12 protein-coding genes and 1 pseudogene are annotated in these 11,179 nt (G+C 48.8%); 4 read left to right on the forward strand and 9 right to left on the reverse strand.

What is annotated here, in order from left to right; all coding sequences use genetic code 11:
* Positions 1 to 113 precede the first annotated feature (113 nt).
* The 3 genes from GSF01_RS21490 (at position 114) to GSF01_RS30445 (ending at position 2,526) form a co-directional block, all read left to right on the forward strand.
* Entirely contained in the window at positions 114 to 1,967 is a 1,854-nt protein-coding gene (locus GSF01_RS21490) for an ABC transporter substrate-binding protein (protein ID WP_159887352.1), read from the forward strand.
* Positions 1,968 to 2,003: 36 nt separating this feature from the next.
* Positions 2,004 to 2,150, forward strand: coding sequence for a copper homeostasis protein CutC (locus tag GSF01_RS30085; RefSeq protein WP_159887353.1), 147 nt, complete (start codon positions 2,004 to 2,006; stop codon positions 2,148 to 2,150).
* Between the two features lie 64 nt (positions 2,151 to 2,214).
* The gene (locus GSF01_RS30445) at positions 2,215 to 2,526 is read left to right on the forward strand and encodes a hypothetical protein (RefSeq protein ID WP_407945787.1); all 312 of its coding nucleotides are present in this window, start codon (positions 2,215 to 2,217) and stop codon (positions 2,524 to 2,526) included.
* On the opposite strand, the gene GSF01_RS21505 is transcribed toward GSF01_RS30445, so the two are convergent.
* From GSF01_RS21505 to GSF01_RS21530, 6 genes are all read right to left on the reverse strand, one after another.
* Entirely contained in the window at positions 2,512 to 3,597 is a 1,086-nt protein-coding gene (locus tag GSF01_RS21505) for a sensor domain-containing diguanylate cyclase (RefSeq protein ID WP_159887354.1), read from the reverse strand. The two genes, GSF01_RS30445 and GSF01_RS21505, sit on opposite strands and share 15 nt — an antisense overlap.
* A gap of 226 nt (positions 3,598 to 3,823) precedes the next feature.
* Complete coding sequence (locus tag GSF01_RS21510; RefSeq protein ID WP_159887355.1) at positions 3,824 to 4,354, reverse strand: hypothetical protein; 531 nt, start codon at positions 4,352 to 4,354, stop codon at positions 3,824 to 3,826.
* Between the two features lie 64 nt (positions 4,355 to 4,418).
* Positions 4,419 to 6,104, reverse strand: coding sequence for a DUF6138 family protein (locus GSF01_RS21515; RefSeq protein ID WP_159887356.1), 1,686 nt, complete (start codon positions 6,102 to 6,104; stop codon positions 4,419 to 4,421).
* A 181-nt stretch (positions 6,105 to 6,285) separates the two neighbouring features.
* On the reverse strand, positions 6,286 to 6,564 hold the full coding sequence (locus GSF01_RS21520) for a hypothetical protein (RefSeq protein ID WP_159887357.1): 279 nt from the start codon (positions 6,562 to 6,564) through the stop codon (positions 6,286 to 6,288).
* A gap of 36 nt (positions 6,565 to 6,600) precedes the next feature.
* Entirely contained in the window at positions 6,601 to 6,951 is a 351-nt protein-coding gene (locus tag GSF01_RS21525; RefSeq protein WP_159887358.1) for a VOC family protein, read from the reverse strand.
* Between the two features lie 112 nt (positions 6,952 to 7,063).
* The gene (locus GSF01_RS21530) at positions 7,064 to 7,495 is read right to left on the reverse strand and encodes an Lrp/AsnC family transcriptional regulator (protein ID WP_159887359.1); all 432 of its coding nucleotides are present in this window, start codon (positions 7,493 to 7,495) and stop codon (positions 7,064 to 7,066) included.
* 155 nt (positions 7,496 to 7,650) lie between these two features.
* Here GSF01_RS21530 and GSF01_RS21535 point away from each other — a divergent pair, with 155 nt between their 5' ends.
* A complete protein-coding gene (locus GSF01_RS21535; protein WP_159887360.1) occupies positions 7,651 to 8,703 on the forward strand; it encodes an oxidoreductase in 1,053 nt (350 codons plus the stop codon).
* Positions 8,704 to 9,406: 703 nt separating this feature from the next.
* Here GSF01_RS21535 and GSF01_RS21540 read toward each other — a convergent pair.
* From GSF01_RS21540 to GSF01_RS21550, 3 genes and pseudogenes are all read right to left on the reverse strand, one after another.
* Positions 9,407 to 9,862 (reverse strand): annotated as a pseudogene (locus tag GSF01_RS21540) (NUDIX domain-containing protein).
* Positions 9,846 to 10,259 carry a hypothetical protein gene (locus GSF01_RS21545; protein ID WP_159887361.1) on the reverse strand — a complete coding sequence of 138 codons (414 nt, stop codon included), beginning with the start codon at positions 10,257 to 10,259 and terminating at the stop codon, positions 9,846 to 9,848. The pseudogene GSF01_RS21540 and the gene GSF01_RS21545 overlap by 17 nt, the downstream one beginning before the upstream one ends.
* A gap of 46 nt (positions 10,260 to 10,305) precedes the next feature.
* A complete protein-coding gene (locus tag GSF01_RS21550; RefSeq protein WP_159887362.1) occupies positions 10,306 to 10,983 on the reverse strand; it encodes a class I SAM-dependent methyltransferase in 678 nt (225 codons plus the stop codon).
* Positions 10,984 to 11,179 lie beyond the last annotated feature (196 nt).

Here is an 11,179-nt window from a genome sequence, read left to right on the forward strand (position 1 = left end):
TTTTCTGTCAGATCAAGCGGGCTTCTCGCCCTTCTTCATCATAAGCTTGAGAAAAGGGGATAAAAAGGGTAGACTTTGATCAACCAGATTTCCCCTTTTGGAGCGATATCCATATGTCCATCATCCATCACTATTTGACAATCAAAGAAACCTATCATATCCACGGCAGCCAGCCGTTTCATCTGTCACTGGAGCAGCTTGCCGGTGCGCTATGCTGCTCTACCCGCAATACAAAGCTCATCCTCAAGCAGTGCTCCGAGCGGGGATGGCTCGATTGGAAGCCCGGTCGCGGGCGCGGACGACTCTCGACGCTTACCTTGCTTGCCGAGCCTGCGCACGTGCTGCTTCCTCTTATTCAAGCCCTAATCACTAAAGGGCAATACCCGGAAGCGATGAAGCTTATGCAGCAATACGCTCCCCTGTCATCCGGCATCGCCGATCAGGTGCTGGCCTCTGTGTATAGGCAGCTGGGAGTTCGTTCAAGTCCTCATCCTTCCGGTACGGAAGGTTCGGGGATGGATGTGCTGCGTCTCCCCTTCTACCGGGAGCTGCCCTGTCTGGATCCGATATATGCCTTCAGGCGCACCGAGCTTCATCTGATCGGCCAGCTCTTCGATACGCTGGTGGATTGGGATGGCACAGCCGGCAGGTTTACGCCGCGCCTTGCTTTCCAAGTCGATTGCCTGAACGGAGGCAAGGAGTGGATGTTTCATCTGCGCAAAGGCGTGTTCTTCCATAACACTAGGGTCTGCACGGCGGAGGATGTCCGGCACTCTCTGCTTCGACTTCTTGCTTCCGCCGGCGGCAACGATTCCACCTCCCGCGCTGCCGCGACGGGACCGTGGCGGCAGCTGGCCATTCGCAGCATCGATGTGCTGCATCCTTATGTGCTGCGCGTTCGGCTGGATTCACCCGGCCATCTGCTTCTGCCTTTCCTCGCTGCGCCTCAGGCGTCCATCGTTCCTCTGGAGGCGGGAGCAGACTTTGGGAGGTATCCGGTGGGGACAGGCCCCTTCCGTCTGCTCCGCAATGATGCCGAGATGATCGTACTCGAAGCATTCACCGACTATTACAGGGAACGCGCCCAACTGGACCGGATCGAAATGTGGATTATCAAGAGGCTGCTTACGGAGAATGCGACGGATGAACTTCTGGGGGGAAAGCCTCAACTGTATGCTCATCCGTTTCAAATCCACCCGTCCCGCGACTTGGAGCAGGTAAAGACGATCGAACGTATTGAAGGCGGCTGCACCTTCCTGCTGATGAACGCCCGTAAGCCAGGACCGCTGCAATCTCCTGAGCTGCGGCGCAGCCTTCGCTCCCTGCTGTCGAGCCTGTATGATGCAGCTCGGCTGGGCGGCCAACGGCTCGGTCCGGCCACCAGCTTCTTCCCCGACTGGAGCAACTCGGACGCTGGCGCTATTTCTAGTCCTGCAGCTGGAATAGTGGAGGCGGAGGCCGCCGCACACCTGTCGAAACCGCTGCAGTTGGTTACTCATCCGATTCTGAACAGGTCGCTGGAGGAAACTGCTCTGTGGATCAAGCGCGAGTGCGCGAAGCAGCGTATACCTATCGACATCCGCGTCCTTCCCTATGAAGAGATTCGTCAGACCGATACGGCACAGCACGCGGACCTCCTACTGCTCAACGCCGTTACGACAGCTAACCGCGAGTGGTCGCTGATGCAGCTCCTGCTGGACGAGCGCACGGGAATTTTCTGGCGGCTTCCTTCCGAGCATAGAATACGGCTGGAAGCCTGCTTCACCGCACTTGCCGAGGAGGAGTCCCCCTCCGTCCGACAGCTGCTCACCCGCGAGCTGGAAAGCGTCATCCTGAGCAGCGATACGATTCACATCCTTTACCACCTGCGACAGGTATCGATCCCTCATCCGGCTCTGCTAGGTGCAGAACGGATCAACCCTTATGGCTGGGCAAATTTCGCCGAGCTGGCACTGCGCCCGCAATAGACGATTTCATAAACCGAAGTAAAGGTGTAGATTCCAATGGAACTGGAAGTCATCGCAACGAGCATTGAGGATGCTAAAATTGCCGAACAGCGCGGAGCAGAACGGATCGAACTAATATCCGGCATAGGCGAAGGGGGCGTTACGCCCAGCTATGGATTCATTCGGGGAGAATGGTTGGGGTAGCGATCTCGAGATCACGACGTAGGATATCCGGATCGCCCGGGACTGCGGTGCTGCGGGTATCGTCATCGGATGCCTAGCTCCCTGGGGCCAGGTTGACATGGACGCCATGACAACCTTACTGGCTGAGGCTGGCGATATGTCTTTCACCTTCCATCGTTCCATGGTTTCCGCCAGTGATCCGATAAACCACTGGAAGTCTCGGCGCTTACCACCTCCGACCCAAACAAGCCTTGGCACAGACCCGCAGCTGCGTCTGTGTATGGCTTTGACTACTAACGCTCCTGGCATGCCCGCGCAGCCCCATTTGCCCGATCGGGTTGAGCTCATGAGAAGCATCTCGTTCGAGACCGATCGGTCCTCATTAGGCTCTCCGTGATGTCCAGCCCTTGGTATCGCGGCTCCAGTGCGGTTTGCTGTAAAACTGAAACCCATTCTTCCCCTTCTTCTTGACCCGATACATCGCCGAATCGGCATTGCTGAGCAGCTGATCGGTATTCTGACCATGTGCCGGATAACAAGCAATCCCGATGCTCGCCGTAACGAAGTAATCCTTCTCTTTCAGCCGGTAGGGCATCTGGAGGTCGGCTATAAGCTGCTCAGCCAACCCGGACGCATCCTCCTCTCGATCGCATGGAAACAAGAGGGTAAATTCATCTCCGCCCATTCTCGCCAATACCACATCTAGACCCTGTACGCTGCAGCTTATCCTTTCACTCATTTCTTTCAGGAAGATATCGCCATACGTATGACCGAGCGAATCATTGATGTGCTTGAACCGGTCGAAATCCATCATCATGACTGCAAAAACTTTCCCTTGCTCCCGTGCTTCATCAAGTGTCTGCTCCAAAGCCAGGTTAAATTTCCTTCGGTTGGGCAATCCGGTCAGCTCGTCATGAAAAGCGAGATGCTGGATATGTTCCCTCGCTTTTTTATCTTCCGAAATATCCCGCAGTATCAAATAATACCCGCATAGGCGGCCTTCAACTGCCAGCGGAACGTTTGTGACCTGAAGGTGGATAAACTCCCCGGACGGCCTGCGAACCTTCGTTTCATAGCTAGGCTTCTTCACTTGGCCTAATAAGCCTCGAAGATCCTCTTCGCATCCTTTCTCTTCCTCTGGTACGAGATCGATCAACGGGGAACACGGCCGTTGACTAAATGACCATCCGGTCAGACCGGCGATACGGCAGGCGGCCGGATTAACCTCGAGAATACGGAGATGAAGATCTACGGTAATGATCCCGTCCCTGTGATTGTCGAATAAGGACTTGTATGTATGTTCATAATCGGTCCGGTCTTTCTTCTGCCTCTCAACCCGCTTAGTCAAATAGAGGCCAGTCAGCGTAAAACCCAATGCTGCAAATATACCCAGAGCGATCGCGAGAACGGCAACGATATAGCTGAAAAAGAGCTGCCCCCAATCATAGGGACTGTGAACAGATTCCATGGCTTCCCCTCACTTTGTTTGTACAACCTCTGCCTCCTTTCATTATAGGGGACCCATCTGAACGATTTTTGAAACAAGCTTGAAAACACCACATCCGCAAGTAGCCCTGCGATGCCGAAATAGGGAATGAATAAGGCCGTATCTAAGCTGCTCAGACTTAGATACGGCCCTTCGGAAGCAGAGGAGATCACTTCCTCATGCTATCTCTTTTTGTAACGATAGCTCATTACTCCAAACCCTGCGACCCCGACGAAGCCAGCGATAACAGCCGAGTTCCCCATCCCATCATACCGGGGTCGGACGCAGGCGCTACCGTTCCTTCTGAAGGCTTAGCTGACTTTCCGGCGGATGAAATCAGAGGGATTTCTTTATTTTTCAAAAACTTAAGCTCTCCGGAAGCTTCGGCAATCTTCTTGGTCGGTGCGCATAACGGGTTCTCCCACTGCCCTTCCTTTTGATTCAGGAAAAACAAGTAGTCCTCACCCTTCTCGCTCGGTCCCCATAAGGACCCCCAGGTGATGTTTTCTTCCACGGTGAGCGTATCCGTCTCGACTCCTTTGAAGCTCCTCTTTACTTGGATGTGAACCTGATTGTATTCCTTCGTCTGTTCGACATTCACCACATGGCCGACAACAAGCCCTTCATAGGATTTATAGGCCTTGGCAATCGAAGGAGCCTCGACACACGAAAGGGCATATGACTTCGGGGTTGGACTAAGCAGACAAGCCAATATAAGCAGCAAGCACCCTTTTCTCACGATAAGCACCATCCTTTGACCTAACAGACGTTGTGCTTGAGTAATTATTGCAGCACTTGGCCGATCAAAGGTGTACCGGATGGCGGGATAGCTTCAGCAAGGCCAGCAGACTTGACCGCTTGCTTGTTTCCTTGTTCGCCTTCGCTTCCAGCTTGCCCCGTCCTCCCCATAGGAGATCAATGAGATGTCCGACTTCGAAAGAATCGCGCTTCCTTACATGCTTAACAAGCAAAGCCAGATTATCTTCCGTTTCCAAGGTCGTATTCACCTTCAGCTTAAGGCTGTCGGTACAGCTTATCAGACAGGCAGCGAGTGTTGGAATCGTCTTAGCCTCGATGCCGTAAGCCCGGACCCAAGCGAGCGTAAACGAATTCTGAACCGACTGATGCTCCTGATCGACCAGCTCCATATAGTCTCGGATCAACGGAAAATACCTCGGGCTGACAAGTCCGAGTCCGAACACCGCATAGCTTCCGGGCATACAGCTCTTATCTCCCGCATGGTCATCATACCATTCGTACGCCGCCATAGCGGCCCGTGCGTATGCTTCCAACTTGGGATATAGCGACGGATACTGCATGGCATTGGCGAAAAAATAATGGGTCTGACTTTTGGCCAAACCTCGGATCGGCAAAAAATGCTTGCTGGCCGCCCGGCATTTAATCTGATAGCTTTTGGGGAAGCCGTTGTTCAACAAACGGGTAATAAAATCCAACGCCTTAGAGTAGCTCTCCGCAGACTCCCGGATGATCTTGATCTGAATGATCGAGAAAACATCATGCGCCTGGCAGACCACGTCCTCATCCTTGTAGGATACCTCTTCCGATTTCCAGCTGCCGCTGCCTTCCTTCAGAATTCTCGCCGCTTGGGGACTCCCTAGTTCCTTAGCCCGGTCCAGATACCCGTGCGCGGTGCTTCTGCTATAGTTGGGCTCATACTTCAGGATCATGATGGCCGTGTACAACAGCAGCTCGATGGAATCCTTCTCCGGCGAAAGCTGGTCGCTATCGTGTCGAGGCCGGTATTCCTTGCGGTACCACTCCTTGGTAAGAATCTCAAAATGCCGAGGCAAAAAACGGTTCTCCACCCAATGCTTCAAAGCTTGAGTGATGTAGCGACGATGGTGAGCAAGCTTTTCCTTATTGCATTTGTTGAGCTCCATAACCATCTCGAAGATTCGTTTGATCTTGGCGGCATCCAGCTGTGGATACAACTCCAGATTCACCAGATGCCGCGCCAGAAAAAAAGTGTCCAGCTCATCGGTAGGACCCTCTCCCAGCTCAAGGCTGAGCTGTACATAATCGTTCACTTGTCGGAGCAGCCGCTTCTTTTTGGCTTGATCTACCGCGTGCAGGACGGTCATCCGGATGGGGCCTTCCTGAGTCCAAAAAGTTCCTGCCACCGTGCATTCGAAATCAAGCAGCGGGCTTTGCTGCAAACGCTCGATCCGATGAAGCAGCATCACTTGTAAACGGGGAAGCAGCTCTTGATACAAGCGCTCTTCCGTCAGCCGATTGGGCTGAGGTACTCCTCTATAGGTAACTTCAGGCGAAGTAAAGTCATCATCTGTGGAATATACAAGAATACTGCCCTGCTTGTATTCAAATCGCACAAAATCGTATATGCCGGCCTGCAGGGGCGTCCGTCCTACAATCCTATCCGCATCCTTGGCTCCGATCTGGTCAAACCATTGACCGATTGCCTTCGTTATATCCTCCGAAATGGTTTCCCAGTCCAATTCGTATTCCATGGTTAGCTGCCACCGCCTATGCATCTTGATGTAAGGAAACCAATATTAGTTTATAATAACGAAAAAATAGGGATGGAACAAGACGGAAACGGCCCCTGGGTTAATTCAGTTTATCCTTGATATCGGGAAAAAGCTCCAGCAAACCAACCCCCAAGGCGACGGTCAAGCACGATGATTCCCTTTAACGCCGTTCATATTTGTTTTCGTATACTTTCCACATGACCCATCCGAATATCGGTCCTGCAACGATCATGAAGAACAGTGCACGGCTTACCATCTCGAACATTAATTCAGGACTAAAAAAACCTTCTAGCGAGAAGTCCTGATCGAATACCCTGGCTAACCCCGCGCTTGCTATGCCTATAGGCAGCCCCCAGAGGAGCATGCCGTATTTGATCACATATTGTGCTTTACCCTTCGACCTTATCTCCTCCCACTTGCTCACGCCTGGCTTTACCAAAGCTATCACCCTCATCCCATGCTGGCGACCGGCCAACTAACATGCACAGACCATTAATACGTTTCCATCCGGATCCTTAAAATTAAACCACTGGTTGTGTTGAATCTTCGTCGTTAGTTCAATTTGTTTGGCCTCCATAAATGCATAGGCCTCTTCAATATTCTTCGTATGTAATTGAATAGCGGGTGCGTTAAATATATTGTTCTCGGAATAAATCTTGCTGTCCAACACCAAGCCGGTTCCCTTCATCGGAACAATGTAAAGATGGCCAAACAGGATCTCGCCTTCGATCGGTAAGCCCAGAAGATCACTGTACCAATCCCTTGCTTTCTCAATATCGCTTACTGGTATAAATACCGTGCCGATCTCATTCATTATCGGACTCATTGACGACTCACTCCTCGAATGAAATTTCCCAGATACTGTCCACATTGTACCATCATATTCCATTTAAGTAAAGAACGTTTGTTCCCATTTTCACTTTATCTTTCTACAGAAGCTACATGACCGGAATCAAACTCTTGTGCTCAATTGGCGACGAGAGGACGATAAGTGTGGTTGAATCTCCGTAGATCCCCATCTCATTGATTAAGGCTTCCAAGGTTTGCAACGTTTCGGTCGCCGCCTTAACCAAGAAATTGTATTGACCGCTAATCCGGTGCAGCTCGATGACGTCCGGGGAGCTCTGGCAGTAGTCGACAAATCGCTCGCATCCCTTTGTATGAAACAATATAAAGGCATGAATGTGCTTGTTCACTTTAGCAGGAGATACGACAGCCCGATAATGATCGATAACTCCCTTTTCTTCCATCCTGCGCACTCTTTCCGTTACCGCAGGCTGTGATAGAGCTACAGTTTTACCGAGCTCCGTCATCGAGATTCGGCCTTGCTCCTGCAGGATCATCAAGATATGTTTATCCAGTTCATCCATCCTCACAGTCCTCCTTGATTTTCAAGTAATTATTTATTATTAAAATGGATTTCACAAGTATATATACGATAATACCTTTATTATATCATGCAAAAATGATCTACTTTCCTCTATTATTGTATGTAATGCATGTTTCAGTTAAAGGAGGAATTAAGATGACAACGAATCGCCTACTCGAGCCGATCCGAATGGGACCATGGAATCTACGCAATCGAATCGTGATGGCTCCAATGACACGCTGTTTTGCAGATGACCATACGGGGGTTGTCGGTCAGGACGTCGTTGACTATTATCGTAGGCGGGCTGCAGACGGGGTCGGGCTTATCCTGACCGAAGGAATCAATCCGAGTCCAAGAGCCAAGGGAACCTTTGGAATTCCAGGCCTCTATAACGAAGCTCATGTAGAAGGATGGACGAAGGTCACCGATGCCGTACACCGGGAGGGTGGAACGATTGCGGCACAGCTTTGGCATGTCGGTAGGCTGAGCCATCGTGAACTCACAGGCGGCTATCCGCCTCAAGCGCCTTCCCGTCTACGCGCCGACGGCTTGGTGCACCGGCTGCGCAAGCCTTATGACATGCCGGAGGAGATGTCCACTACCGATATCCAGGAAGTCATCGAACAATTTGCTCAAGCAGCGAAATATGCCAGAATGGCCGGATTCGACGGTGTTGAAGTCCATGCCGCCCATGGTTATTTGATCGATCAGTTTAATTCAGAGGTCACCAATCAGCGAGTGGACCGTTATGGCGGCGGTTTAGCGCAGCGCCTGACCTTTATGAAGGAGCTGCTGACGGCAGTTGTCCAAGAAATTGGCATCGATCGTACGATTGTAAGATTTTCTGAAATAAAGGACGATCTGCCTGGTTATAAGTGGAGCGATCCGGAGCAAACGATCCAGACGATCCTCCAAGCTTTTCTTGAAATTGGAATTAACGTCCTCCATCCTTCCACCAACCGCTACAGAGAGAGCCTTGCGAACGGTATGACGCTGCATCAGTGCGTTCGCAAGCATTGGAGAGGCATCATCCTGGGCGTAGGCAATCTGGATCCCGAACTGGCATCTGCTGAAATTACGGAAGGTACGATTGATTTGGCGGCATTCGGACGACCCATACTGGCTAACCCGGACTTCGTCCAACGGATCAGGCACGGGCAAATGCTTGAACCCTTTGATCCCCACCGGCACCTGAACTCCCTGATCTAACCGAATCGTTTAACAAAATCCGAGAGGTTCGGCTCGGCTATAGCTGGATACCTCACAGCCACTAGACCCGAGGCAGGGGATTACTCCCGGCCTTCTCAGCCGCGTTTCGCTTCCTCACTCTTGCTTCCACTCCGTGATTACCGGCTTATCCGTATATCGAATGGTATACTCATTTACCGAATACATGAATCGCTCGGAGCACAACCCGTCAGCGTCAGGATCATCATAACTAATAAAACGATGTAGGATTTCTGCATGTATTCGCTCCATTCTGGTTTTGGAATGGAAATATGTGCTATAATTTTCATAAGAAATCAAGCGGCGAGGTGTTCTTCGTATGAAGCTTTTAAAAAGCTTTTTCCTTGTTGTACTTAGCCTGGTTGGACAGCTCTGGACTGGTTACTTTACCCGAAATCATGACTTTTATGATAATCACGCCGTAACCAAGACGAAAGCTGGTTATATCGTATTTCTAGCTCTTGCTTTCATCTCGACAATTATGGCGATCTGGTTGTACCTCAGGGTTAATCAGTAATTCTATTCTCAGGCAGCTATGGGTATAAAAAAGTCAATGTTAAAAAGGAGGCAGCTACAGCCTGCATCCTCTTTTGTTTTCCATACATAGGGAAGCTGCAGTATGCTCCCTTCCCTATAAAGCTTGTAAACAAATCCAAACCCTCTATCCTGGATACGTCTGTATATTTCAATTCGTATCACCCAGGTAACAAGGCTTTAAATGGTGGTTCGTGAGTTGTTCGGCCAATTTTCTAGGATAGATTCGGATCTCGCTTAATTTCTCAAGCGCAACCCATTCAACACCAACTTGGTTATTGTCAGGATTTGTGCCTTCAAAATGTGTGAGTGATTTTTTTAATGTACATTCAAAGTAAAACTCGACTTGATGTATGTCATAATCCCACTCTGAAAACTCATGATTCTTGCCGATATATTCTCAGATATACATCAAATCTTTGACTTCAACTCCACATCCTAATTCTTCCATACATTCTCTTACAACGGCTTGCCCTAGTTCTTCTCCCTTTTCTTGTCCACCACCAGGAAATAAATAGAAAAAGCCCATTTCATCTTGATTTTTAGTTAGAAGTAAGTGATGATTATCAACAATAATAGCTTTAGCTGAGTTACGTATAGGCTTCATATCTTTTCCTGGCTTCCATTAGTTTTTGTGATATCTGCTTCAATTTGGCTACTGTCATACAAATGACAATACTTAAAAGCCCCCAAATCATACTTGTTCCATCACCATTACCCATGACAGCTAAAGTACCAATAAGCAGTAATAATATTTTTTCGCACACAACAGGTACAAAACTTACCCAGAATGCTCCTGATGAAGTTTTCAAAATACGATTGGCATAAATCCCTCCCCTTACATAGGGAAACACAATAACACATGCCCCCATGAATAATCCGGAGATATTAGTGTTTCTATCCGAAGGTAACCCAGCAATACTTGCAAATAGTTGCCCTGCAGAAAAATACACAACGAAATATGTAGCTGTAATCACAAACCAGCCATTGTATATTTTGTTCAATCCATACCTCCAGATTTTAGAGTTATTCTTCTTTTCTTTCGCATGGTTAGGGTTTTACTGCTTTCCATATGTATTTATGTTCTCTTATTCCAAGTTTTCCATCCATATTATGATCCTTTATCTTATCTATTAAATCATTTCTAAGTTCAGGCAATAAATAATCAGGGTTTCCAGGTATGTCAGATAGAAACTTTGCGAATTCCATTTCGTCTGGAAAATAAATGATAGCTTTATCAAACTCTTCAATCTCTATATCTACAAACCCATTCTTCACCAAACGTTCTTTTGCAGTGCTAACATTATTATGTATTCCAAAAATAGTACCGCCTTTAGCTAATAATCGACTATGATTAATAATCGATGTCGGTCCCCTTCGATCATAGATCAAGTCAAACTGTCCGTCATAAAATGGCATCTCAGACTTTGTAGTTGCATAAACAAATTCTACATTCGTTACAGAACTTGAATTCAACAAGGTCTGAGCAATAGTTATTAATTCTCTTGAATTATCAAACCCAATGATCTTTTTTGCGTAAGCTGACATCTTCAGAGTGAATTCACCATGCCCACAGCCAGCATCCAGAACCTCATGATAATTGGGTAACATGTCAATTAAACGCTCTTCATAAACATTTTCAGCACTTCTTCCTTCAATAATAAATACGGCTCTGCTCTTGTACCCACCATTTCTTCTTGCGATCATGTCGTACCATTCTACTCCCATTATAACCACCACTCTCCCTCTGTTTCTGCGCACCAAATACCGTATCGCTCGATGCTTTCAAATAGCTTTTGTTTTTTGCAAGCGAAAAATGCTTAAACTTGCTGCCAAAAATGCCGAGACCGCTTGCCAGATGAATGGTCACTGCGGAATTCGCTCCATCGCTTGCTTGAGCCGGAAACTTTCACCCGTGAATGAA

It is taken from the genome of Paenibacillus puerhi, from assembly GCF_009846885.1.
GTDB lineage: Bacteria > Bacillota > Bacilli > Paenibacillales > NBRC-103111 > Paenibacillus_G > Paenibacillus_G puerhi.

Excerpts from the sequence above, each read along its gene's own strand:
- GSF01_RS21525 (WP_159887358.1), bottom strand. The coding sequence starts at position 6,951 with ATGAGTCCGATAATGAATGAGATCGGCACGGTATTTATACCAGTAAGC.
- GSF01_RS21530 (WP_159887359.1), bottom strand. The coding sequence starts at position 7,495 with ATGGATGAACTGGATAAACATATCTTGATGATCCTGCAGGAGCAAGGC.
- GSF01_RS21515 (WP_159887356.1), bottom strand. The coding sequence starts at position 6,104 with ATGGAATACGAATTGGACTGGGAAACCATTTCGGAGGATATAACGAAG.
- GSF01_RS30085 (WP_159887353.1), top strand. The coding sequence starts at position 2,004 with ATGGAACTGGAAGTCATCGCAACGAGCATTGAGGATGCTAAAATTGCC.
- GSF01_RS21550 (WP_159887362.1), bottom strand. The coding sequence starts at position 10,983 with ATGGGAGTAGAATGGTACGACATGATCGCAAGAAGAAATGGTGGGTAC.
- GSF01_RS21505 (WP_159887354.1), bottom strand. The coding sequence starts at position 3,597 with ATGGAATCTGTTCACAGTCCCTATGATTGGGGGCAGCTCTTTTTCAGC.
- GSF01_RS21490 (WP_159887352.1), top strand. The coding sequence starts at position 114 with ATGTCCATCATCCATCACTATTTGACAATCAAAGAAACCTATCATATC.
- GSF01_RS21535 (WP_159887360.1), top strand. The coding sequence starts at position 7,651 with ATGACAACGAATCGCCTACTCGAGCCGATCCGAATGGGACCATGGAAT.